The sequence below is a fragment of the Kitasatospora sp. NPDC005751 genome (genome assembly GCF_040630835.1).
Classification (GTDB): Bacteria; Actinomycetota; Actinomycetes; order Streptomycetales; family Streptomycetaceae; genus Kitasatospora.
In genome coordinates this window covers 1-23802 of record NZ_JBEXYC010000005.1, presented here as the reverse complement: position 1 = coordinate 23802, position 23802 = coordinate 1, and the positions used below count along the sequence as shown (strand labels likewise).

Genomic DNA, 23802 nt, shown 5'->3' with positions numbered 1-23802 from the left:
CGACATCCGAGGCTCGACGTGACCATGGCGGTGCGCCACACTCTTCCCTTGGCAACACACGCGCTCCCACCGCACCGACCGCCCCATGCCGAGGAGGCGACGCAGCCGCACCGCGCCGCTTCCACCACCGCACATCGGAGAGCACACGGTGACCACGAGTCAGCAACTGGAGATCGACTTCTCGTCCGGCAGATCCGGCACGGGACCGGCCACCTGGGGCCAGCAGGCCATCTGGGACGCCGTGGGCCGGCTGGCTCCGGCCGACGCGCCGCGCTACAACATCACGGCCTCCGCCCCGCTGGACCCGGGCCTGCCGGTGGCGGTCGTGCTGGGCGCCCTGGAGGGCCTGCTCCAGCTGCACGACTCGCTGCGCACCCGGCTCGTCGAGGACGACCGGGGGCGACTGCGGCAGATCGTCGACCCGGCCGGCCGGCTGATCGTGCACACCCGCCGGTGCGACGGCGACGCGGCCGACCTCGCCGCGGTCGGCGCCGCCCTGCACGAGGAGTTGGCGGCGCTGCCCTTCGACTGCACCGCGCAGTGGCCGATACGCGTCGGCCTGGTCGAGACGGCCGGGCTGGTCCGGCACATGGCGCTCGTCCTCTCCCACACGGCCCTGGACGGCGCGGGCATGGGCCTGCTGGTGCTGGACCTCAGCGAGCTGGCGCAGGGTGCCTCGGTGGAAGCCATCAGCACCCTCCGCGGCGCCCAGCAACCGCTCGAAGAGGCGGAGTTCCAGACCTCCGCGCGCGGTCTGCGGCGCGATGTGAACGCCCGCGCCCATGTGGTGCGCAAGCTACGGCTGGGGCCGCCGCGGCTCTTCCCGCCCGCCGCGACCCACGCGCCGGAGCCCTTCCCGAACGCCGTGCTCAGTTCCCCGGCGCTGCTCCGGGCGGTCGACACGGTCGCGGCCGGCCACCGGGCGAGCACTTCCTCGGTGCTGCTCGCCGCGGTGGCGGTGATGACCGCGCGGCTCTCCGGCTCTCCGGACGCGGTGCTCCAGGTGATCGTCAACAACCGGTTCCTGCCCGGGCTGGCCTCCGCGGTGAGCCCGGTGGCCGGCGACGGCCTGTTCCATCTGCCGGACGCGGACGGCGAGTTCGGTGACGCCGTCCGCCGCACCCATGCCGCCTCGATCGCCACCTACCGGCACGCCTACTACAACAAGCGCCTGCTGGACGAGGAGATCGCCCGGCTGACCGCCGAGCACGGTCCGCTCGCCGACCGCTCCTGCGTCTTCAACGACACCCGCGACCTGCTCCCGTCGATGCTCGCCGCGCCCGACACCGAGTCCGATCCCGGCTCCGACCCCGGGCCCGGCTCCGACCCCGGGTCCGGGTCCGACCACGACCCCGGAGCCGGAGCAGGGGCGGCCGACGCCGGCACCACCCTCACCTGGCCGGTCGAGTTCCCGCCGCGCCCCGGCCTCTCCTACGCCCTGGACGCGCTCCAGACCCCGGACGCGCTCCAGCTCGCGATGACGGCGGACAGCTCGGTGCTCCCCCGCCCCGCGATGGAGCGGTTCCTCTACGGCGTCGAGGCCCTGATCCTCAGCGAGGCCCGGGCGCTGGCCCCGGCCCTGGCCGTGCCCGCCTCCTGACCACCCGCGCCGCCGCCCCGCACGGGGGCCCGGCCGACCACTCCACCGGTCGGCCGGGCCGGTGCGTCAGTGCCCCTGCTCGTGGACCGAGTTGGTCTCCTGGATCTTCTTCCACGACTTCGGCTCCGGCAGCTGCGCCTTGGCCGTCGGCGCCAGGGCCGGCGCGCCGGCCGCGCCGGGCGCCGACGCCGCCGGGACGCCCGCCGAGGAGAGGGCCGGCTTCGAGTCGGTGAACAGCCAGGTGTTGAAGAGCTCCCCGAGCGGCTTGCCGGAGATCCGCTCGGCGAAGGCCTGGAACTGCGGGATGGTGGCGTTGCCGTAGCGGCGCTCGGTCGGCCACCCCTTCAGGATCTTGAAGAACTTCTCGTCACCGACGGCGTTGCGCAGCGCCTGGATGGCCACCGCGCCCCGGTCGTAGACGGCTCCGGCGAACTGGTGGTCCGGCCCCGGGTCGCCCGGCCTGACCGTCCAGAAGGCGTCGCCGGCCGGGTAGAAGGAGTAGACGTAGTCGGCGAGCTCCTGTGCGGTGCCCTCGTTCTCGTGCTCGGACCAGAGCCACTGCGCGTAGCGGGCGAAGCCCTCGTTGAGCCAGATGTCGCTCCAGCGCTGGACGGAGACGCTGTCGCCGTACCACTGGTGGGCCAGCTCGTGCACGACGACGGCGGTGTTGGCGCCGCGCGAGAACTGGGCGGGGCTGTAGAACACCTGGGTCTGGGTCTCCAGGGCGTAGCCGGTCCTCACGTTGGGGACGTAGCCGCCGACCGAGTCGAACGGGTACGCGCCGAAGTAGCCGCTCAGCCAGTCCACCACCTCGCCGGTCCGCTCGACGCTGGCCCGCGCCGCGCCGTCGTTGTCGCCGAGGTCCTTGCTGTAGGCGGTGGTGACCGGCAGCCCACCGGGCGTGGTGTCGGTCCTGATGTCGAACTTGCCGATCGCCAGGGTGGCCAGATAGGTCGCCTGCGGCTTGGCCTCGCGCCAGTTGTAGCGCGTCCAGCCGGCCTTGGAACTCTGGCCGGTCAGCAGGCCGTTGCTGATCGCCTGGGTGCCGTCGGGCACCAGGACGGAGACGTCGAAGGTGGCCTTGTCGGTCGGGTGGTCGTTGCTCGGGAACCACCAGGGCGCGCTCTCCGGCTCGTTGGCCGCGACGCCGCCGTCGGGGGTGCGCAGCCAGGCGGAGAAGCCGTCGCGCTTCACCTCGCCGGGCTTGTCCGCGTAGCGGACCACCACGGTCACCGGGCTGCCCTTGGCGAGCGGCCGGGCCGGGGTGATCTCCAGCTCCGACTCGCCGGTGGCGGCGAACGCGGCCGGGCGGCCGTTGACCAGGATCTCCTTGACGCCGAGCACGAAGTCCAGGTTGAACCGGGTGAGGTCCTGAGTCGTGGTGGCGAGGATGGTGGTGGTGCCTTCCAGTTCGTCGGTCACGGGCTGGTATTTGAGTCGGATGTCGTAGTGCGAGACGTTGTACCCGCCGTTGCCGGCGTTGGGGTAGTAGGTGTCGCCGATGCCCGCGGCGCCCGGGCCGCCCTGGGCGGCGGAGGCGGGGACGGTCAGCAGCAGGGCGAGCGCGCCGGCGGCGGCGGGGACGAGCATTCTCTTGCGCAAGGCGGTCTCCGGGGTCACTGGGACAGTGGGTCGGATCGATCCCTGTCCCGGCGGGCCCCGGCCCACTCCTCCGGGATGAAATGTTCATGAGAAGAAATGAGCCGACATGGCGCCGCCGCGCGCCCGTCACCCCCGACCGCTCGCGACCCGGACCGACCCGGCCTCACGCCCCCAGCGCCACCGGCGCCCGCACCAGCGAGCCGTACTCCGTCCACGAGCCGTCGTAGTTCTTGACGTCCGGGTACCCGAGCAGCTCGGTGAGCGCGAACCAGGTGTGCGCCGAGCGCTCCCCGATCCGGCAGTACGCGATCACCTCGCGGTCCCGGGAGACCCCCTGCCCGCCGTACAGCGCGCGCAGCTCCTCGGCGGACCGGAAGGTGCCGTCGTCGTTGGCCGCCTGCGACCAGGGGATGTTCACCGCGCCGGGGATGTGTCCGGGCACCTGAGCCTGCTCCCGCGGCAGGTGCGGCGGGGCCAGTGCCTCGCCCCGGTACTCGGCCGGCGAGCGGACGTCGACCAGGACGGCGTCGGTGCCGGGCTTGGCGAACACCTCGGCCGTGGCCAGCACCTCGTCGCGCAGCGCCCGCACCTCGGGGTGTTCGGGCCCGCTCAGCCGGAGGGCGCTGTGCTGGTAGTCCATCACCTCCTGGCTGAGCTCCCGCTCCTCCAGCTCCCACTTCTTGCGTCCGCCGTCGAGCAGCCGCACCGGTCCGAAGCCGCGCAGCCGCAGCAGCCAGTAGGCGTAGGCGGCGAACCAGTTGTCGTTGCCGCCGTACAGCACCACGGTGGTGTCGTCCTCCACGTCGGCCGCGCGCAGCAGCTGCTGCACGCCCTCGCGGTCGGCGTAGTCGCGGCCCACCCGGCTGTGCAGGTCGGTGGTCCAGTTCCAGCCCACCGCTCCGGGGATGTGCCCCTGCCCGTACGCCGCGGTGTCCTCGTCCACCTCGACGATGCGGACGGTGCCGTCGTCGAGGTGCCGGGCGAGCCACTCGGTGGGGACCAGCGCCTCGGGGTGTGCGTAGCCGTTGCCGGTCATCGCTGCCCTCCTTCACTCGGACTCTTCGAACCTACGTCCGACCGCAGAGCCCGGCCACCCCCGCCCGCCGTGTCCGCTACCCCTCGGCCCCGGCCGGCCGCACCACGTAGTACAGGTTGAGCACGTCGCCCTCGACCCGCTTCGTCTCCACCGCACCGAACCCGGCCTCGGCGAGCATCCGGCGGGCCGTCTGCTCACCCCAGACCGTGCCCAGCCCCGCACCGCCCTCACCGAGCGAGACCGTCATGCAGTAGAAGGTCGACAGCGCGTACAGCGCCGGGGCGAGCGGGTGGTCGATGTTCTCCTCCAGCCGGCTGCTGGCGGCGATGTCGCCCATCAGGAAGACGCCGTCCGGCCGCAGCGCACCGGCGACGGCGGCCAGCGTCCGGGCCGGGCGGGCCAGGTCGTGGATCACGTCGAAGGCGGTGACCAGGTCGTAGGAGCCGGAGAGCGCGGCGGAGTCGGCGACCTCGAAGCGGGCGTTGGCCAGGCCCAGCTCGGCGGCCTCGGCCCGCGCCGCTTCGATGCCGGCCTCCGAGATGTCGACCCCGGTGCAGCGGCTCTCGGGGAAGGCCCGGGCGATCAGGTTGACGGCGTGCCCCTGCCCGGTGCCGATGTCGAGGGTGTCGATCCCGGCCCGCAGCCGCTCGGTCAGCCCGGGCACGAGCGGGAGGATGGCCTCCACCAGGGCCACGTCGTACACCCGCCGCGACTCCTCGCCCTGCAGGGCCTGGAACCGCGGGTACGCCGAGTAGGGCACCCCGCCGCCCTTCCGGAAGGCCTCCACCACCTGCTGCTCGACCTCGCCCATCAGCGCCAGGTACTGCATCAGCCCGGCCATGTTGTCCGGGCCGGCCGCCCTGGTCAGGGAGGCCGCGTGCTCGGGCGGCAGCGCGTAGGTGGACCGCTGCGGGTCGTAGTCAACGATCCCGCCGACCACCATGGCGCCCAGCCACTCCCGGACGTAGCGCTCGTTCAGCCCGCCGGCGCGGGCGATCTCCTCACTGGTCGAGGGGGCGAGCCCGGCCATGGTGTCGAAGAGCTCGGTCTGATGGCCGATGCTGGCCATGAATCCCAGGCAGGCGTCGTTCAGCAGGTGCAGGGTGCGCCCCGCGAACTCCTCTTGCCGGACCGGATCGAGTGCCGAAGCGGACATCATTCCTCCTCCGCCGTCGGAGCCGACGCGAACCCCTCCCCCAGCCACGCTACGCCGCCCGCCCGGCCGGGGCCGGTCGGCGGCGGCCCCACGGATCGGCGTGGGCGGCCCGGCGATGACGACCGGGCCGCCCCGCGCCCACCGGGGTCGGCCGGCTCAGGAGAAGACGACGGACCGCAGGTGGAGCCGGTTGCCGTACTTCTTGCCCGGGAGCATCACGAAGAAGACGTCGCCCGCGCAGTCGAAGTCGAGGTAGGCCGTGGCCGTCGAGCGGGTGTGGTTCTCGGGCGCGAAGACCGGAACGCCGGTGGTGGCACCCGGGAGGTCGACGCACTCGCCGCGCACCGGGTCGGCCAGACCGGTCTGCGCCCCGCGGCCGACCTTGTAGAGGAAGTCACCGGTGGCCGCACCGGCGGAGGCGGGTACCGCGAGGACGAGGGCGATGGCGCTGGCGGCGGCGAGCGTGGCGTTGCGGAGACGCATGGGGGAGGGGCCTTTCAGGGCGGTACCCACGGGTACCGGGGTAACTGATGCGAGAACACCCTAGAAGCCCAAAAAGCGCAGAAACGGTTCTTCCAATCCACTCTTTCGAGTGGTTTAGACGGAAATGCCGCTACCTGGCACCACTCCCCCGCACATGCGTCCTCACCCCGGCGGTGCGGTGAAGTAGTACCCGGAGTCAATCAGCACCGGCAGGTACGCCTTCAGCGCGGCCACCGTCTGCGAACGGTCGCCGCCGCCGTCGTGGTTGAGCACGATCGCGCCCGGCCGGACGTCCTTCAGGATCCGCTCGGTGATCACCGAGGTACCCGGCCTGGCCCAGTCGCGCGGATCCACCGACCACCCCATCGACCGCATCCCGAGCGAGGCGCTGACCTTGAGCGCGGCCGTGGACCAGTCCCCGCCGGGCGCGCGGAACCAGGTCGGCGGCTTCCCGGTGGTCCGGTTCAGCAGGTCGGAGGTGCGCTCCAGTTCGTCGCGCACCTTGCCCTCCGAGAGGCTCCGCAGATCCGGGTGGGTCCAGGTGTGGTTGGCGATGTGGTGGCCGCGCGCCGCGATCTCCCGGACCAGCCCGGGGTGCTCGACGGCGTTCTCGCCGATCAGGAAGAAGGTGGCCCTGATCCGGTACTGCTCCAGCAGGGCCAGCACGGTCGGGGTGTGGCGCGGGTCCGGGCCGTCGTCGATGGTGAGGGCCACCACCCGGCGTTCGGCGTCGAGTTCGTACACCGGCTTGCTCTCGGCGGCCGTCAGCACCCGGGGCGCGGCGACCGGCGCGACCGAGGCGGCGGGTGCGGAGGAGGCGGGGGCGGCGGGCGCCGAGGCGGGGCCGGCCGCGGAGGCAGAGGCGGAGGGGGCGGGCGAGGGAGCGGCGGAGGGCGGGGCCGAGGCGGCCGAAGCCGTCGCGGCGGCGGCGGGCACGGCGGCGGGCCCGTCCGAGGCCGCACCGGCGGCCTCGGCACCCGGCGCGGCGGCGGCCGCGCCGTCCACCCCCTCCGACCCCCGGCAACCGGCGACCCCGAGCAGCGACATCCCGGCCGCGACCAGTAGCAATCTACGCGAAGTAATCTGACGATCAGACAGCATGATCGATGCTTCCCCCGCGAACCGTCACGCCTCCCACCGGCAACTCCGACGGCCCCCAGCATCACTCCGACGGCCCAGCCCCACCGCACCCCGGCGGACCGGGTGACCACCGCCCCGACCGGACCGCTACGCTGACCTCCCCAGTGTGATGATCTGTCTTCAGAGGACGTGGCCATGACGACAAGTCAGGACTTCTCCGACCAGGCCCAGGACGACGCCGTCGAGCTGAGCGAGTGGCAGCGCTTCGGCGTCGACACCAGCGCTCCGCACTCCGCACGCGTGTACGACTACTGGCTGGGCGGGAAGACCAACTTTCCGCCGGACCGCGCCATGGGACAGGCCATCGAGCAGGCCGTCCCCAGCGTGAAGGCGATGGCCAAGGAGAACCGGGCGTTCCAGGGCCGCGCCGTCCGCTACCTGGCCCGGGAGCAGGGCATCCGGCAGTTCCTCGACCTCGGCACCGGCATCCCCACCTCGCCCAACACCCACGAGATCGCCGAGGCGGTCAGCCCCGGCACCCGGGTGGTCTACGTCGACAACGACCCGATCGTGCTCGCCCACGCCCGGGCACTGATGGTCTCCACGCCCGCCAGCCGCACCACCTACATCCACGCCGACCTGGGCAAGCCCGCCGAACTGCTCGGCGACCCGGCGCTCACCTCCACGCTGGACCTCGACCGGCCGGTCGGCCTGCTGATGATCGCCGTCCTGATGCTGGTCGCCGACGAGGACGACCCGTGGGCCAAGGTCGCCGCGCTGCGCGACGCGCTGCCCAGCGGGAGCTGTCTGGCGCTCACCCACCCCACCCAGGACTTCGACCCGGCGAGCGTCGCCAAGGTCGCGGAGGCGGCCCGGGCCGGCGGGATGACCCTCGTCCCGCGCACCCGTGACGAGGTCGCCGCGTTCTTCGACGGCTGGGAGCTGATCGAGCCCGGGGTCGCCCCGGTGATGGGCTGGCGCCCGGACGGCGAGCCGCCGGCCGACCCGACCGCCGCCTACTACTGGGGCGGCGTCGCCCGGAAGCCGTAGGCGCGCCCGTCGGCACCCCCCGGGGCGGACCGGCCCCGGGGGCCCCGCTATTTCAGCAGCCTCGACAGCCGCCGGTCCGCGAGCGGTTTGCCGCCGGTCTGGCAGGTGGGGCAGTACTGCAGCGAGGAATCGGCGAACGACACCTCGCGCACGGTGTCCCCGCAGACCGGGCACGGCTGCCCGGTCCGGCCGTGCACCCGCAGGCCGAGCTTCTTCTCCGCCTTGAGGTCCCCCGCCGCCAGCCCGCGGGAGCGCTCCACCGCGTCGCGCAGGGTGGCGCCGAGCGCCTCGAACAGCCGGGCCCTCTCGTCCTCCGTCAGGCTCGACGCCAGCTTGTACGGCGACATCCGGGCCGCGTGCAGCACCTCGTCCGAGTAGGCGTTGCCGACCCCGGCCAGCACGCCCTGGTCCCGCAGCACGCCCTTCAGCCGGCGGCGCTCGCCGCTCAGCAGGGCGGTGAAGTCCGCCAGGGTGAAGCCCGGGTCCAGCGGGTCCGGGCCGAGCCGGGCGACACCGGGGACGGCGGCCGGGTCCGTCACCACGTACACCGCGAGCCCCTTCTTGGTGCCCACCTCGGTGAGGTCGAAGCCGTCCCCGTCGGGCCCCTCCAGCCGCACCCGCAGGGCCAGCGGGTTCTTCCCGCCCGGGCGCGGGGGCTCGGCCGGCAGGCTGTCCTTCCACCGGAGCCAGCCGGCCCGGGCCAGGTGGACGACCAGGTGCAGGCCGCCGGCCTCGATGTCGAGGAACTTCCCGTGCCGGGTGACGGGGCCGACCGTCCGCCCCTCCAGCGCCGTCACCGGCGGGTCGTAGGTCTTCAGGGCGCTGATGGCCACCGGCTGCACCCGGGCGATCACCCGCCCGGTCAACCGCTCGGACAGGAAGGCGCTGAGGGCCTCGACCTCGGGCAGCTCCGGCATGCGCCCAGTCTCGCGCAGACCTCCGGCCCCCGCCCGCCGGTCGCCTCCCGGTCGTCCGGTCCTCCTGGTCGTCCGGTCCTCCCGGCCGTCCCGGTCGTCCCGGCCGTCCCGGTTGTCCGGTTACCGCCGCTCTCGTTGCCCCGCGGCGGCCGGTGGGCGCAGGCTGGAGGTGCCCCGCACCACCGCAGCGCCCGAGCCCGGGAAGGTCCGGCCCCCTCATGAGCACGCTCGAAGAGCAGATCGACATCGATGCCCCGGTGCTGGCGGCCTGGGAGCAGCTGCACCGGGTCCACGACTACCCGCGGTTCGTGGGCGGGGTGCGCAGCGCCTACCCGCACGGCACCAGCCTCGCGCACCTCGGGGTGGAGATCGGCGGGACCGAGCGCGACGTCGAGACCGAGATCACCGACCGGGGCCGGGGCCGGGTGATGGCCTGGCGGACGCTGAACGGCCCGCGGCTGCACGGCGCGTTCGCGCTGCTCCCGCTCGACCGGAGCCACACCCGGCTGCAGATCCGCGTCGAGTACGACCCGGAGGCGGTGCAGCAGGTGTTCGGCGGGCCTCGCGGCTTCGCCCAGGCCGGTGCGATCGAGCGGGTGGTCCGTGCCGACCTCGAGCTGTTCCGGGAGATCGTCGAGGCCCGGACGGCCGCCGCCCACCCCGGGCCGGCTGCCGAGAGCCCTCGATAAGGATCGAATAAGCCCAGCTCAGAGCCGGTGGTGAGGATCTTCACAGGAGCCCGTCGGCCAGGTCGTCCACCGTTCAACCTGTGGCAGACTCGGATGCCATGAGTACCGGCCCGGCCACCAGGACGCTTCGCGCGGCGATCTTCGCCGCGCTGGTCGTGCTGCTCGCCGGGCTCGGCCAGGTGCTGGTCACCGGACGCCCGCTGCCGCTCGGCACGCTGGCCGTGGCCGGCGGCGCCGTCTTCGCGGTGGCGTTCGCCCTGGCCGGATCCGAGCGCGGCTTCCCGGCGATCGCGGCGGTCTTCCTGCCGCTGGAGCTGGGTCTGAGCGCGCTGTTCGACTTCGCCCAGAACACCTGTCCCTCGCTCCCGCCCGGCTCCGCGCGCGGCTTCGAGCCGCTGCTGTGCGGCGGCGGCTCGCTCGGCGGGATCCTGCTGGGCCACGGTGTCTCCCGGTCCGCCGGCCTGCTGGTGCTGCTGGCACTGCACGGCGCGATCGCCCTGGCCGCCGCCTTCTGGCTGCGCCGCGCGGACGCCGCGCTGAGCGCGTTCGCCGCCTCCGCCCGGGTGCTGGGCGACTTCGCCCGGCGCTTCCCGGCCGCCGCCGGCCACTGGCTGCTGCTGCTCGCGGCGCCCGTCCCGGCCCGGCCGCTGGTGCGGATGCCGTTCCCGCGCGCCAGCCGCGTGCGCGTCCCCGTCGAGGACGTGCTGCTCAGCCCCGCCGTCCGTCGTGGGCCTCCGGTGCCCGTCCCGGCCTGCTGAGAGCACTCTCCCGAGCGTTTCCCGGCCGGTCGTTCTCGCCGCGCGCCCGTGCGCGCCCGCCCGTCACCGACCGAGAGCACAGGACGACACCCGCCATGAGCAAGAAGCCCCAGCCGATCAACGCCAGGACGACGAACACCCGGGCCGCCAGGAGCGAGGCCCGGCGCGCCGCCACCGAGCGGATGCGCGAGGAGCGCGAGCGCACCGAGCGGTCGGCGAGGATCCGCCGCCGGACGATCGTCGGCGCCGCCTCCGCCGCCGTGCTGGCGCTGGCCGCCGGTGTGGCCTTCGCGGTCGGCGGCTCCTCCGGCCCGGCCGACACCGCCGCCGCCGGGCCGCTGGTCGTCCCCGCCAACGCGGGCGGCGCCGACGGCACCGTGATCACCTACGGCAGGGCCGACGCCCCGCACACCCTGGAGATCTACGAGGACTTCCGCTGCCCGTACTGCGAGCAGCTGGAGACCACCAACGGCAAGACCGTCCAGCAGCTCGCCGACGACGGCACCTACAAGATCGAGTACCACCTGGCGACGTTCCTGGACCAGGGCCTGGGCGGCAAGGGCTCTCGCACCGCGCTGGCCGCCGCCGGGGCGGCCCTCAACGAGGGCGTCGACAAGTTCAAGCAGTTCCACGACGTGCTGTACGCCAACCAGCCCGACGAGCGCAACGACGGCTTCGCCGACGCGAACCGGCTGCTGGAGCTCGCCGAACAGGTCCCGGGGCTGAAGACGGACGCCTTCGTGAAGGCCGTCCAGGACGGCACCTACGCCCCGTGGGCCAACCAGGTGAACAAGGCCTTCGACAAGAGCGGGGTCACCGGCACCCCCACGGTGAAGCTGGACGGTACCAAGCTCGACGTCTTCACGAACGGCGCGCCCGTCACTCCCGAGCGCTTCACCGCGATGGTCAAGCAGGTGACCGGGTGACGCCCGCCGGTACGGTCGCCGCACCCGCGCGCGGCCACGGCGTGAGCCGGCCGTTCGCGCTCCTGCTGCTGATCGGCGGCGCGATCGGGATCTTCGCCTCGGCCGTCCTCACACTGGACAAGATCCGGCTGCTGGAGGACCCGTCGTACGTCCCCAACTGCAACATCAACCCGATCATCAGCTGCGGCTCGATCATGCGCAGCGACCAGGCCGAGGCCTTCGGCTTCCCCAACTCGCTGCTGGGCCTGGTCGGCTTCGCCGTGGTGATCGCGATCGGCGCCGGCCTGCTGGCCGGGGCGACGTACCGGCGCTGGTTCTGGCTCGGCCTCCAGGCCGGGACGGTGTTCGGGATCGGTTTCGTGACCTGGCTGATGTACCAGGCGCTGTACCGGATCGGCGCGCTCTGCCCGTACTGCATGGTGGTCTGGGCCACGATGATCCCGCTGTTCTGGTACACCACCCTGCACAATCTGCGCACCGGCGTGATCCCGACCCCGCGCGCCCTGCGCCCGGTGGTGCGGGAGGCCGCCCGCTACCACTGGGTGGTGCCGGCGCTCTGGTACGCGGTGATCGTGCTGCTGATCCTCGACCGGTTCTGGTACTACTGGCGCACGCTGGTCTGAGCCTCCCGCCGGCTCCGGGCCCGTCGCGGCCCGGAGCCGGTGCCTCTGGAATCGATGCCCCCGGAGTCGGGGCTCAGACGCCGGCCGGCTCGAACGCGTAGGCCGCCACCTCGGCCAGCAGCGCCGCCCGGCGGTCCTCGTCCAGGAACGAGGCGCGGAAGGAGTTGGCGGCGAGCAGGCGCAGCGTCTCGGGCGCGAGCGCGAGGGCCCCGGCCACCGCACGGAAGTTGTCGTCGACGTAGCCGCCGAAGTACGCCGGGTCGTCGGAGTTGACGGTCACCAGCAGGCCGGCCGCGAGCATGGCGGGCAGCGGGTGGTCGGCCAGCGTGTCGACGCAGCGCAGGCGCACGTTGGAGAGCGGGCAGAGGGTGAGCGGGATCTGCTCGCGGACCAGGCGGTCGACCAGCGCCGGGTCCTCCAGGCAGCGCAGACCGTGGTCGATCCGCTCGACCCCGAGGATGTCCAGGGCCTCGGTGACGTACGAGGCCGGGCCCTCCTCCCCCGCGTGGGCGACCCGGTGCAGCCCGGCCTCGGCGGCGCGCCGGTAGACCTCGCGGAACTTGGCCGGCGGGTTGCCGACCTCCGCCGAGTCGAGTCCGATCCCGGTGATCCGGCCGAAGTGCGGCCGGGCGGCCTCGAAGGTCTCCAGCGCGGACTCGGCGGACTCGTCCCGCAGGAAGCACATGATCAGCCGGGTGCTGACGCCGTACCGCTCCTCGCTGCGGTCCAGGGCCCGCCCGAGGCCCTCCACCACCACGTCCAGCGGCACCCCGCGGGCGGTGTGCGCCTGCGGGTCGAAGAAGATCTCGGCGTGCCGCACCCCCTGCCCGGCGGCCCGGGCCAGGTACGCGTCGGCGAGGTCGGCGAAGTCCGCCTCGGTGCGCAGCACCGTCATCAGCGCGTAGTAGAGGTCCAGGAAGGACTGCAGGTCGCTGAAGGAGTAGGCCCGGCGGAGTTCCTCGGTGTCGGCGTACGGGAGCGTGACGCCGTTGCGCGCGGCGAGCGCGAAGGCGAGTTCCGGCTCCAGGGTGCCTTCGATGTGCAGGTGGAGTTCGGCCTTGGGCAGCGGCATGGGTGATCGTTCCGGATTCTGAGAGGGAAAGGAAGGGACGTCGGGATAGTCATCGTACGATCCGGTCACCCGATCACCACCTCGCCGGGCCCCCGTGGGCGGCGGCCGGGCCGCACGCCTCGCGAAAGCCCCCGGGGGCGACGACACTGCCGGTACGGGAGTCCCCTCGGCACGCCGGTGTACCGGCCGCGGTCGGGGGCACCCGGGTACGGGGGGATTCGCGCCGAGGAGGTAGTGGACCATGCGGCACCCGGACGACGCTCCGCACACCAGGCCCGCGGGGATCTCCCCGCACGCCCTGGGCAACGACACCCTGCTGCACGAGCTGGAGCAGCTGCACCGGACCAGGCACGAGACCTTCCTGTACGGGTCGGAGGAGGCCCTGAAGCGGCACACCCTGCGGACCGGGCAGCTGGAGGCGGAGTACCTGCACCGGTTCCCGAACCGGCTGGTCACGGCCGGCCGGACCAGGGCGGGCGCCCGCGCCCGGGAGGCCGCGGCGCGGGTGGAGTCGCTGCCGGAGTGAGGCCGCGGCGGCCGGCGTCCGGCGGGACACGCCGGGCGGCGGTGGTGCGCTCGGGGCGGGGTGTCGGCCAGGGTGGAGCAACGACTCCGGAGCAATCCCCCACGGACACCTGGGAGCCCACCGCATGGCCATCGCAAGCGTCAACCCCGCGACCGGCGAGACCCTGGAGACCTTCGAAGCGCTGGACGCCGCCGGCATCGAGCAGCGGCTGGCCCGCGCCGAGGCGGCGTTCCAGTCCTACCGCACCACCTCCTTCGCGTACCGCGCCGAGCTGCTGCGCCGCGCCGCCGACCTGCTGGACGCGGACCTGGAGTCCGTCGCCCGCACGATGACCGAGGAGATGGGCAAGCCGCTGGCGGCCGCCCGCGCCGAGGCCGCCAAGTGCGCGAAGGCGATGCGCTGGTACGCCGAGAACGCCGAGGGGCTGCTCGCCGACGAGCACCCCGCCCCGGCCGACGTCGCCGACTCCGGGGCCGCCCGGGCCTACGTCCGCTACCGCCCGATCGGGGCGGTGCTGGCCGTGATGCCGTGGAACTTCCCGTTCTGGCAGGTGATCCGGTTCGCCGCGCCGGCTCTGATGGCGGGCAACGTCGGCCTGCTGAAGCACGCGTCCAACGTCCCCCGGACGGCGGTGGCCCTGGAGGAGCTGTTCCGCCGGGCCGGGTTCCCGGAGGGCTGCTTCCAGACCCTGCTGATCGGCTCGGGCGCGGTGGAGGGCGTGATCCGCGACCGCCGGGTGGCGGCGGTGACACTGACCGGCAGCGAGCCCGCCGGGCGGGCGGTGGCGGCGACGGCCGCGGACGAGGTGAAGAAGGCCGTGCTGGAGCTGGGCGGCAGCGACCCGTTCGTGGTCCTGCCGAGCGCCGACCTGGACGCCGCCGTGGCCACCGCCGTCCGGGCCCGGGTGCAGAACAACGGGCAGTCCTGCATCGCCGCCAAGCGCTTCATCGTGCACACCGCCGTGTACCGGCCGTTCACCGAGGCGTTCACCGCGGCCATGCGGGCGCTGACCGTCGGCGATCCGATGGAGGAGGCGACCGAGGTCGGCCCGATGGCCAGCAGCCAGGGGCGGGACGACCTGGAGGAGCTGGTCGAGGACGCCCGGGCGCACGGGGCCGGCGTGGAGTGCGGCGGCCGCCGCCCGGCGGGCCGGGAGGCCGGCTGGTTCTACGAGCCGACGGTGCTGACCGGCATCACCCCGGCGATGCGGATCCACCTGGAGGAGACCTTCGGCCCGGTCGCCACCGTCTACGAGGCCGCCGACCTGGACGAGGCGGTGGCGCTGGCCAACGACACGCCCTTCGGGCTCAGCTCCAACGTCTGGACCACCGACCCGGCCGAGCAGGAGCGCTTCGTCCGGGACATCCAGGCCGGCGGGGTGTTCTTCAACGGCATGACGGCCTCGCACCCGGCCCTGCCGTTCGGCGGCGTCAAGCGCTCGGGCTTCGGGCGCGAGCTGAGCGGCCACGGGATCCGGGAGTTCTGCAACATCACCACCGTCTGGGTGGCCTGACGGCGGCCGGGGCGGGGCCGTCCGGGCCCCGCCCCGGCCCCGGGTCAGGCGGCCATCCGGTGCCTGCCCTGGCCGGGCGTCATCCACCGGGCGACCATGCCGCACAGCGCGATCAGCGTGACGCCCCACACGATGCTGAAGACGATCAGCCAGGGCAGCGAGGTCACCTGGGATCCGACGGCGCCGAGGCCGAGCGAGAGCGCGAGCATCAGCACCACGGCCGTCGGACCGAGGCTGAGCAGGCCGTGCCAGGCCCGGTGCGCCAGGCTCGGGTGCCGCGGCGCGTCGGGGCCGGTGTCGAGCGCCTTGTAGGTCAGTAGGTCCATCTGGGATCGCCTCCGGACGTCGGGGACTGCCGGTGATCAGCTCACCAAGGCCTCACGAGACCTTGCGGGGAGCTGCGGACTTCCTGCTGGTGGTCTTCTTCGCGGCCGCGGCCGGCTTCGCGGTGCCGGCCGCGGCCCTGGTGGTGGCCCTGGTGGCGGCCCGGTCCGCGGTGGCCCGGCCGGTGGCCGTCCCGGGAGCCGTCGCCTTCTTGGCCGCCGCCTTCCCGGCGGGCGCCTTCCCGGCGGGCGCGCGCTTGCGGGGTGCCGGGGCCTCCACCGGGGGCAGCTCCTCCACCGCCGGGCCGGCCTCCGGCTCGGCGCCCGGCCCGGCCCGGCGGCCGCGATGGGCGCCCTTGGCCTCCTTGAGACTGCTGCGCAGCGCCGCCATCAGATCGATGACGTTGTCCGGAGCCTCGCCGGGCTCCTCCTCGTGCGGCACCTCGACGCCCTGGATCCGGGCCTCGATGACCTGCTGCAGCGCCTGCTGGTAGTCGTCGTGGAGCTGGGAGAGGTCGAAGTCCTCGGAGAGCGTGTCCATCAGCGAGCGGGCCATCTTCAGCTCCTGCGGCCGCACGGTCACCTGCTCGTCGGGCGCGATCCCGGCCGCCGGGCGGACCTCGTCGGGCCAGATGCAGGTCTGCAGCACCAGCGTCCCGTCGTGCACCCGCAGCACGGCCGGCGACTCCCTGGTCCGCAGCGCGATCTTGGTGACCGCGATCCGGCCGGACTCGGTGAGCGCGTCGCGCAGCAGCGCGTACGGCTTGGCGGCGGCCTTGTCGGCGACACCGACGTAGTAGGCCTTGGAGAACATCAGCGGGTCGATCTCGGCCGCGTCCACGAACGCCAGCACGTCGATGACCTTCTTGCTGGGCAGCGGCAGCTCGGCGAGGTCCTCGTCGGTGAGGGTGACGGTCCGCCCGTCGGGTGACTCGTAGCCCTTGGCGATCTCCGCGTAGGGGACTTCCTTCCCCTCCTGCTCGCAGTACCGCTTCATCCGCACCCGGCCGCCGTCCTTCGCGTGCACCTGGTGCAGCGGGACGTCGTGCTCCTGGGTCGCGGAGTACAGGTGGACGGGGATGCTGACCAGCCCGAAGCTGATCGTCCCCTTCCAGGTGGTCTGCATGGGGTGTCGCCCCTTCCCGGACGGTCCCCCTCCCGGAGATTTCCACTGTGCCCGGATTCACCCCGATCGGCCACACGGTCCCGGTCCGGGCCGACGCGGCGGGCCGGACCGGGCCGGACCGGCGGACAATGGGCGGGAGCCGAGGAGGTGGCGCCATGCCGGGGACGCGCCCGCCCCCGCCGCCGGAGCGGACCACGTACGTCGTGTCGTACGCCGTGGCCGGGGAGCCCGGGGTCCGGCGGGCGGAGGTCACGGTGGTGCCCGGGTACTCGCAGGAGAGCGACATCCCGCGGATCCTCGCCGCCCGCCTCACCGGGCGGCCGGAGGGCGCGCGGATCGTCCTGCTGGAGCTGCGCCCGGCCTGAGGTTCCGGCCGGGCGCGGGGGCGGGCCGACGGGCCCGGGCTGGACCCGCCGAACGGAGGCACCGGGGCGTGTCAGCGGGTGATCGCCCCGGATCGCCCGGCACCGCTCCCTAGCATCGGGACTCCGTGGTCCCGCCCGACCAGGCGTGACGGAACGTCACCCCCGGCCCCAGGAGCGTTCATGCCCTCGTCCTCGGGCGGCCCCGCCCGCGTCCCCGGCCCGGCCCGCCCCCCGCAACCGCCCCGGCGCGGCGCCCTGCGGCGACTGGGCGAGTGGTGCGCGCGCCACTCGGTCCTGGTGATCGTGCTCTGGCTGGTCGCCCTGGCCGGCGTCCAGGTGATCGACCGGGCGGTCGGCGGGACGTTCTCGGACGACTTCTCGCTCTCGGACACCCAGGCGCAGGAGGGCCGCAACGTCCTCCAGGCGCACGAACCGGCGGCCGGCGGCACCAGCTCCCAGGTGGTGCTCCACGACAGCCAGTCACTGACCGGGTTCCAGAGCCAGATCGACCAGGTGGTCGGCTCGCTGAGCGCGCTGCCGCACGTGCAGTCCGCGCAGAGTCCGCTGCCGCCGGCCGGCCAGCCCTCCCCGCCCGGCGGACCGCTCGCCGCGGACGGCCTCACCGGCTACCTCACCGTCCGCTTCGACGTGAACCCCACGACCCTCGGCGACGACTACCTCGACGGCGTCGACACCGCCGTCGCCCCGTTGCGGGCGGCCGGGGTGGAGGTCGAGTACGGCGGGCCGCTGGGCGAACTGGCGCGCCCGGTGGCCGACGACCGGGTCAGCGAGCTGATCGGCTTCGGGGTCGCGATCGTCGTTCTGCTGATCGGCTTCGGCAGCGTGATCGCGGCCGGCCTGCCGCTGGTCACCGCCCTGATCGGGGCCGTCGTCGGCCTCGGGGTGCTCGGCCTGCTGGCCGCCGCCACCACCTTCGCCACGGTCGCCCCCACCCTGGCGACCATGATCGGCATCGGCGTCGGCATCGACTACGCGCTCTTCCTGCTCACCCGGCACCGACAGGGCCTGATGGACGGCAAGGACCCGGTGGCCTCCGCCGGGCACGCCGTGGCGACCAGCGGCCGGGCGGTGCTGGTCTCCGGCTGCACCGTGGTGATCGCGCTGGCCGGTCTGGTCGTCTCCCGGGTCAACTTCATCGCCAAGCTCGGCGCCGCCGCGGGGGTGACGGTGATCTCCGCCGTCCTCGCCGCCCTCACCCTGCTCCCGGCCCTGATGGGCCTGATCGGCCGCCGGATGGACCGCTGGACGGTGCATTCGCCGGTCGCCGAGACCGGCGTCGCGCCCGGCGAGGAGATCACCGGGACGTGGCACCGCTACGCCCAGCGGGTGGAGCGCCGCCCGTGGTGGTTCCTGGCCGCCGGGGTGGTCGTCGTCGGCGTCCTCGCCATCCCGCTCTTCTCCATCCAGCTCGGCCACATCGACGACGGGGCCGACCCGACCACCTTCACCGACCGGCGCGCCTTCGACCTGATGTCCGACGCCTTCGGCCCCGGCTCCAACGGCCCGATCACCGTGGTCGTCGACCAGAGCGCCGTCGCGGCCGACGCCCGGCCGGCGCTGCTGAGCTCCGTCCAGCAGGCGCTGGCCGGCACGCCCGACACCTCCGGCGTCACCCCGCTCCAGACCAGCTCCGACGGCGACGTGCTGTTCGACACCGTCACCCCCGCCCAGCGGCCGCAGGACGAGCAGACCACCCAGTTGGTCGGGCACCTCTCCGGCACCGTCCTGCCGCAGGCCGTGGCGGGGAGCGGCGCCAAGACCTATGTGACCGGCACGACGGCCGCCCAGGTGGAGTTCGCCGACATCGTGGCCGCCCGGCTGCTGCCGATCATCGCGGTGGTGGTCGGCCTGGCCTTCCTGATCATCCTGGCCGTCTTCCGGGGCCTGCTGATCGCGGTGAAGGCGGCCGTGCTCAACCTGATCTCCATCGCCGCCTCCTACGGCGTCCTGGTGGCGGTCTTCCAGTGGGGCTGGGGCGGGCCCGCACTGGGGGTCGCCGGAACGGTCCCGATCGAGAGCTACGTCCCGATGATGATGTTCGCCATCGTCTTCGGCCTCAGCATGGACTACGAGATCTTCCTGCTCTCCCGGGTGCACGAGGCCTGGCTGAGCACCGGGGACAGCCGGGGCAGCGTGGCCCACGCCCTGGAGATCACCGCCCGGGTGATCACCTGCGCGGCGCTGATCATGGTCAGCGTGTTCGCCGCCTTCATCGTGAGCGACAACATCGTGATCAAGATGATGGGCCTCGGGCTGGCCGTCAGCGTGCTGATCGACGCCACCGTGGTCCGGCTGCTCCTGGTCCCGGCCGTGATGACCCTGCTGGGCCCCGCCGCCTGGTGGACGCCCCGCTTCCTGGACCGGGTGCTCCCGCACCTCGACACCGAGGGCGAGGGCGAGCGGGCCTGAGGGTAGCGGGGCGGCGCTGGCCGGGCGGGCCGGGCTGCCGGGCTCAGGCCTGGAGCGAGGCCAGCGTGACGATGGTGATGTCGGACGGCGCGCCGACCCGGACCGGCGGGCCCCATGCCCCGGCCCCGCGGGTCACGTACAGCTGGGTGTCGCCGTACCGTTCCAGGCCGGCGACGGTGGGGTTGGCCAGTTCGGCCAGGTAGTTGCCCGGCCAGAGCTGGCCGCCGTGGGTGTGGCCGGAGAGCTGGAGGTCGACGCCGTGCCGGACGGCGTCGTGGATGGTGACCGGCTGGTGCGAGAGCAGCACCGAGGTGCGCGCCCGGTCGCGGTCGCCGAGCGCCTTGTCGAAGTCCGGGCCGTCGCCCTCGGTGCGCCCGGCGATGTCGTTGACCCCGGCCAGGTCGAACCCGGCGAGCTCCACCCGGGCGTTCTGCAGCGGGTGGACGCCCAGCTCGCGGACGAAGTCCACCCACGGGGCCGCGCCGGAGAAGTACTCGTGGTTGCCGGTGACGAAGTACGCGCCGTCCCGCGCCCGCAGCTGCGCCAGCGGCTCCGCCGCACGCCCGAGTTCGGCGACCGAGCCGTCCACCAGGTCACCGACGATCGCGATCAGGTCGGGCTGCGCGCCGTTGATCGTGTCGACGATCCGCCGGGTGTGCTCACGCCCGAGGATCGGGCCCAGGTGGATGTCGCTGACCACGGCGATCCGGTAGCCGTGCGCCCGCGCGGGCAGCTTCGCCAGCGGCACGGTGACCTGCTTCAGGCGCGGCCCGCGCAGCACCCCGTAGGTGCCGGTGCCGACCACGGCGGCCGCCGCGCCGGAGGCGCCGATCGCGAGCGTCCGGGCGACGAAGAGCCGGCGCCCGGGCGAGGGCGCGGTGGTCGGCACCGGCTCGGCGGCCGCCGGCTCGGCTCCGTCGCCGTCCGCCGCCGCGGGGGCGGCCACCGGCTCCGGCGGGGTCACCGCCCGCGGCCGCGGCAGCCGCAGCAGCAGCGGGCGGAGGGCCTCGCCGACCGCCACCGCCATCAGCAGGTAGAGCAGCACCGCCAGCCAGAGGTAGCCCGGCCAGGCCAGCCAGCGCTCGACGGACATCGGCAACCCCCGCCCGCCGACCAGCGCGCCCAGCGAGAGCAGCGGCAGCACGACGGCCAGCACGGTGCCCGCCCGGCGCCACCGACTGCCGGGAGCGGAGACGTCGCGCACCAGGCGCCGCCAGAGGTACCAGTGCGCGAGGGCCAGCACGGCCAGGACGGCGAGGACGCCGATCACCACGAGGACGATCATCACGCCGCCAGTATGAACGCCCGCCCGGCCGGCGCCGACGACGGCCCCCGAGGCCGCCGGACCGGCTGGCGCTGTGTCAGATTTGAGCTTTCCACCACCCCGGTCCACCCGCTCTGACCTGGCGCTTTGTGTCCGCTGAGCGAACATTTCCGAAGGCCTTGTTCCGATACTCGTAGGTAGAAGTTAAGTTGCACCGCAATGCGCGGGTCCGTCCCCCACCCTCCGGCGTTCGAGCCGAGGGGCAGCCGCGCGGGAAAGGCACAGGCACCCTCGATGAGTGCGGAAACCACCACCTCGGCCGGCTCGCCGCCGGCCGATGCCGCTCCGCAGCAGCAGAAGCAGCTCCAGCACGGTCAGGGCGCCGACGGGCACCTGAAGGCCGGGCTCAAGAACCGCCACCTGTCGATGATCGCGATCGGCGGCGTGATCGGCGCCGGCCTGTTCGTGGGCTCCGGCGCGGGCATCGCGGCCACCGGCCCCGGCATCCTGCTCTCCTACGCCCTCGCCGGCGTGCTGGTCGTCCTGGTCATGCGGATGCTCGGTGAGATGGCGGCGGCCGACCCGCAGAGCGGATCGTTCTCGGCCTACGCCGACCGGGCGCTCGGCCGCTGGGCCGGCTTCTCGATCGGCTGGCTGTACTGGTTCTTCTGGGTCGTGGTGCTGGCCGTCGAGGCCACCGCCGGGGCGAAGATCCTCAACAACTGGATGCCCGGCGTGCCGCAGTGGGCGTTCGCACTGATCGTGATGGCGGTGCTGACCGCCACCAACCTCTTCTCGGTGGCCTCCTACGGCGAGTTCGAGTTCTGGTTCGCCGGCATCAAGGTGGTGGCGATCGCCGCCTTCCTGGTGATCGGCACGCTCGCCGCGTTCGGGCTGCTGCCCGGCACCCACGCGGTCGGCACGGAGAACCTGACCGGCCACGGCGGCTTCCTCCCGCACGGTGTGGGCGCGGTCTTCACCGGCATGCTCACCGTGGTCTTCGCCTTCATGGGCAGCGAGATCGTCACCCTGGCCGCCGGCGAGTCGGAGGACCCGGAGAAGGCGGTCAGCAAGGCCACCAACAGTGTGATCTGGCGCATCGGCATCTTCTACCTGGGTTCGATCCTGCTGGTCGTGACCCTGCTCCCGTGGGACTCGGCGGCCGTCAAGGGCAGCCCCTACGTCGCCGTGCTGGAGCACGTCGGCATCCCGGGCGCCGGCCAGGTGATGGACGTGATCGTGCTGACCGCCGTGCTCTCCTGCCTCAACTCGGGGATGTACACCGCCTCCCGGATGGCCTTCTCGCTGGGCCAGCGCGGCGACGCCCCCAAGGCCTTCGCCTCGGTGACCAGCCGCGGCGTGCCGCGGATCGCGATCCTCGTCTCGGTGGTCTTCGGCTTCGTGGCGGTGTTCTTCAACTACACCTCCCCCGACACCGTCTTCTCCTTCCTGCTCAACTCCTCCGGCGCGGTGGCGCTCTTCGTCTGGCTCGTGATCTGCTTCTCCCAGTTGAGGATGCGCAAGATCATCGAGCGCGAGACGCCCGAGCGCCTGACCGTCCGGATGTGGCTGTACCCCTACCTCACCTGGACCGCGATCGGCATGATCGGCTTCGTGATGGCGTACATGTTCACCGACGCCGACGGGCGGAAGCAGATGTACCTGTCGCTGGTCGCCGCAGCCATCGTGCTGACGGCATCGGCCGTGGTGGGCCGCAGGCGACGGGCTGCGGCAGTGACGCCGGCTGCCTGAGCCGTCGCGCCGCCCGCACGCCGGGCCCGGGAGCCGTTGCGGAGGCTCCCGGGCCCGGTGGCGTTTCCCGGCCCGGCGCCCGGGGGCCGGGCCCGTCTCCGGCGCGTGGTGCGATGTCCGGCCCGGTGCCCGGCGGGCCCGCCCCCGGTACCGGATCAGGACGGGACGGAGATGACCCGCCGACGCCCAGCCCCTACCCTTCCCCCTATGCGAGATCTTGCAGCGGGGTTGGGGTACCTGGCCAAGGGCCAGAAGTGGGTGGGCCGGCACGGCCGCTGGTGGGGTTTCGGGATGCTGCCCGCGCTGATCACCCTGGTCGGGTACGTGGTGGCGCTGGTGTTCCTCGGCGGCTGGTCGGAGGAGCTCGCCGAGTGGGCCACCCCGTTCGCCGACGGCTGGGGCTCGCCCTGGCAGGGCCTGCTGCGCACCGCCCTCGCCGCGATCGTCTTCGGCGGCGGGCTGCTGATCTCCGTCATCACCTTCACCGCCGTCACGCTGCTGGTCGGCCAGCCGTTCTACGAGTCGCTCTGCGAGAAGGTCGACGAGACCGAGGGCGGCGCGCCCACCCCGCCGGACGTGCCGCTCTGGCGCGAGCTGGCCGTCTCGGCGCGGGACAGCCTCTACGTGCTGGTCCGGGTGGCCGGGTTCGGCGTCCTGCTGTTCGCCTGCGGGTTCATCCCGGTGGTCGGGCAGACGCTGGTGCCGGTGGCCGGGTTCCTGGTGTCCGGCTTCTTCCTCACCGTCGAGCTGACGGCGGTGGCCCTGCAGCGGCGCGGCGTGCCGCAGCGCGAGCGGATCCGGCTGCTGCGCTCCCGGCTCGGGCTGGCCTTCGGCTTCGGCGTGCCGCTGATCCTGGGCTTCCTCGTCCCGTTGGTGACCGTCCTCGCGATGCCCGGCGCGGTGGCCGGTGCCACCCTGCTGGCGCGCGACCTGGTGCCGGTGGAGGACGCCGAGGACGAGCCGAACGAGCAGGACCGGCAGGACCAGCAGGAGCAGCAGGACCAGGCGGACGACGCGGGCGGGGCACCCGGGGTGCCCGGGTACGGGCCCGGGTACGGCGAGCAGCGGCCGGTGCCGGGGAACCCGTACGCGACGGGCCCGGAGCCGGTCCGGCCGTACGGGGGGCCGGACCCGTACTCCTCCCACTGAGGGCCGGGGGCGCGGAGCGGTGACCGTCCGGTCACCGCGCGTCGCACCGGGGCCGCCTCGCTGTGAAGCCGCCCACACGGCTCCGGGCTGCTACTGCCCTCGATAGTTGTCGCCGGGCCGTGGTCCGCCCACGCAGCCGCGGAGCGGCGCCGCCCGGCCGTGCCGGCCCAGTGGCCGGCCCCGGAGCGGACGGCGAAGAACGCAGGCCACCGCGCCGATTCACCCCCTGCTCCGTCGGACCGGCGGTCGACCGGCCGTCGGTCGACGGGATCGGACCCGCGGCGCGCTCGGGGCCGACCACACGCGGCAGCGCGGTCACCGGACACCGCCGAGCAGCTCGTCGAGGAGCGGGGCGAGGTACC

General features: G+C 73.6%; 22 protein-coding genes. 12 read left to right on the top strand and 10 right to left on the bottom strand.

Annotation, left to right across the window (positions count from 1 at the left end):
- The first annotated feature begins 148 nt into the window (after positions 1–148).
- Positions 149–1600, top strand: a complete 1452-nt coding sequence (locus ABZ497_RS07530) for a condensation domain-containing protein (protein WP_359803891.1) — start codon at positions 149–151, stop codon at positions 1598–1600.
- Between the two features lie 66 nt (positions 1601–1666).
- On the opposite strand, the gene ABZ497_RS07525 is transcribed toward ABZ497_RS07530, so the two are convergent.
- The 5 genes from ABZ497_RS07525 to ABZ497_RS07505 all read right to left on the bottom strand — a co-directional run bounded on the left by ABZ497_RS07525 (position 1667) and on the right by ABZ497_RS07505 (position 6978).
- Positions 1667–3202, bottom strand: a complete 1536-nt coding sequence (locus ABZ497_RS07525) for a M1 family metallopeptidase (RefSeq protein WP_359803890.1) — start codon at positions 3200–3202, stop codon at positions 1667–1669.
- 163 nt (positions 3203–3365) lie between these two features.
- Complete coding sequence (locus tag ABZ497_RS07520) at positions 3366–4238, bottom strand: sulfurtransferase (protein ID WP_359803889.1); 873 nt, start codon at positions 4236–4238, stop codon at positions 3366–3368.
- 76 nt (positions 4239–4314) lie between these two features.
- Positions 4315–5394, bottom strand: coding sequence for a class I SAM-dependent methyltransferase (locus ABZ497_RS07515; RefSeq protein ID WP_359803888.1), 1080 nt, complete (start codon positions 5392–5394; stop codon positions 4315–4317).
- 156 nt (positions 5395–5550) lie between these two features.
- Entirely contained in the window at positions 5551–5877 is a 327-nt protein-coding gene (locus ABZ497_RS07510) for a hypothetical protein (protein ID WP_359803887.1), read from the bottom strand.
- Between the two features lie 162 nt (positions 5878–6039).
- Positions 6040–6978, bottom strand: a complete 939-nt coding sequence (locus ABZ497_RS07505) for a polysaccharide deacetylase family protein (protein WP_359803886.1) — start codon at positions 6976–6978, stop codon at positions 6040–6042.
- A 174-nt stretch (positions 6979–7152) separates the two neighbouring features.
- Between ABZ497_RS07505 and ABZ497_RS07500 the strand changes: the two genes are divergently transcribed.
- Positions 7153–8007 (top strand): SAM-dependent methyltransferase, encoded by an 855-nt coding sequence (locus tag ABZ497_RS07500; protein WP_359803885.1) that lies wholly within the window; start codon positions 7153–7155, stop codon positions 8005–8007.
- A 47-nt stretch (positions 8008–8054) separates the two neighbouring features.
- Here the strand turns inward: ABZ497_RS07500 and ABZ497_RS07495 are convergent, their stop codons facing one another.
- Positions 8055–8924, bottom strand: a complete 870-nt coding sequence (locus tag ABZ497_RS07495) for a DNA-formamidopyrimidine glycosylase family protein (protein ID WP_359803884.1) — start codon at positions 8922–8924, stop codon at positions 8055–8057.
- Between the two features lie 218 nt (positions 8925–9142).
- Between ABZ497_RS07495 and ABZ497_RS07490 the strand changes: the two genes are divergently transcribed.
- From ABZ497_RS07490 to ABZ497_RS07475, 4 genes are all read left to right on the top strand, one after another.
- Entirely contained in the window at positions 9143–9613 is a 471-nt protein-coding gene (locus ABZ497_RS07490) for an SRPBCC family protein (protein WP_359803883.1), read from the top strand.
- 98 nt (positions 9614–9711) lie between these two features.
- On the top strand, positions 9712–10371 hold the full coding sequence (locus ABZ497_RS07485) for a hypothetical protein (RefSeq protein ID WP_359803882.1): 660 nt from the start codon (positions 9712–9714) through the stop codon (positions 10369–10371).
- A 95-nt stretch (positions 10372–10466) separates the two neighbouring features.
- Complete coding sequence (locus ABZ497_RS07480; protein WP_359803881.1) at positions 10467–11297, top strand: thioredoxin domain-containing protein; 831 nt, start codon at positions 10467–10469, stop codon at positions 11295–11297.
- A complete protein-coding gene (locus tag ABZ497_RS07475) occupies positions 11294–11920 on the top strand; it encodes a vitamin K epoxide reductase family protein (RefSeq protein WP_359803880.1) in 627 nt (208 codons plus the stop codon). The genes ABZ497_RS07480 and ABZ497_RS07475 overlap by 4 nt, the downstream gene beginning before the upstream one ends.
- 73 nt (positions 11921–11993) lie before the next feature.
- Here ABZ497_RS07475 and ABZ497_RS07470 read toward each other — a convergent pair whose 3' ends face one another.
- A complete protein-coding gene (locus tag ABZ497_RS07470; protein WP_359803879.1) occupies positions 11994–12992 on the bottom strand; it encodes an adenosine deaminase in 999 nt (332 codons plus the stop codon).
- 241 nt (positions 12993–13233) lie between these two features.
- On the opposite strand from ABZ497_RS07470, the gene ABZ497_RS07465 reads away from it, so the two are divergent.
- Positions 13234–13518, top strand: a complete 285-nt coding sequence (locus ABZ497_RS07465) for a DUF6158 family protein (RefSeq protein WP_352288819.1) — start codon at positions 13234–13236, stop codon at positions 13516–13518.
- A gap of 124 nt (positions 13519–13642) precedes the next feature.
- The gene (locus ABZ497_RS07460; protein WP_359803878.1) at positions 13643–15031 is read left to right on the top strand and encodes an NADP-dependent succinic semialdehyde dehydrogenase; all 1389 of its coding nucleotides are present in this window, start codon (positions 13643–13645) and stop codon (positions 15029–15031) included.
- A gap of 44 nt (positions 15032–15075) precedes the next feature.
- On the opposite strand, the gene ABZ497_RS07455 is transcribed toward ABZ497_RS07460, so the two are convergent.
- Both ABZ497_RS07455 and ABZ497_RS07450 read right to left on the bottom strand, forming a co-directional pair.
- On the bottom strand, positions 15076–15357 hold the full coding sequence (locus ABZ497_RS07455) for a hypothetical protein (RefSeq protein WP_329486470.1): 282 nt from the start codon (positions 15355–15357) through the stop codon (positions 15076–15078).
- Between the two features lie 52 nt (positions 15358–15409).
- Entirely contained in the window at positions 15410–16480 is a 1071-nt protein-coding gene (locus ABZ497_RS07450; protein WP_359803877.1) for a Ku protein, read from the bottom strand.
- A gap of 155 nt (positions 16481–16635) precedes the next feature.
- Here ABZ497_RS07450 and ABZ497_RS07445 point away from each other — a divergent pair, with 155 nt between their 5' ends.
- Positions 16636–16845, top strand: a complete 210-nt coding sequence (locus ABZ497_RS07445) for a hypothetical protein (protein WP_359803876.1) — start codon at positions 16636–16638, stop codon at positions 16843–16845.
- 180 nt (positions 16846–17025) lie between these two features.
- Positions 17026–19275 carry an MMPL family transporter gene (locus ABZ497_RS07440; RefSeq protein ID WP_359803875.1) on the top strand — a complete coding sequence of 750 codons (2250 nt, stop codon included), beginning with the start codon at positions 17026–17028 and terminating at the stop codon, positions 19273–19275.
- 43 nt (positions 19276–19318) lie between these two features.
- Here the strand turns inward: ABZ497_RS07440 and ABZ497_RS07435 are convergent, their stop codons facing one another.
- Positions 19319–20560 carry a metallophosphoesterase gene (locus tag ABZ497_RS07435; RefSeq protein WP_359804031.1) on the bottom strand — a complete coding sequence of 414 codons (1242 nt, stop codon included), beginning with the start codon at positions 20558–20560 and terminating at the stop codon, positions 19319–19321.
- 273 nt (positions 20561–20833) lie between these two features.
- Here ABZ497_RS07435 and ABZ497_RS07430 point away from each other — a divergent pair, with 273 nt between their 5' ends.
- Complete coding sequence (locus ABZ497_RS07430; protein ID WP_359803874.1) at positions 20834–22291, top strand: amino acid permease; 1458 nt, start codon at positions 20834–20836, stop codon at positions 22289–22291.
- 207 nt (positions 22292–22498) lie between these two features.
- Entirely contained in the window at positions 22499–23440 is a 942-nt protein-coding gene (locus tag ABZ497_RS07425; protein ID WP_359803873.1) for an EI24 domain-containing protein, read from the top strand.
- Positions 23441–23802: the final 362 nt, after the last annotated feature.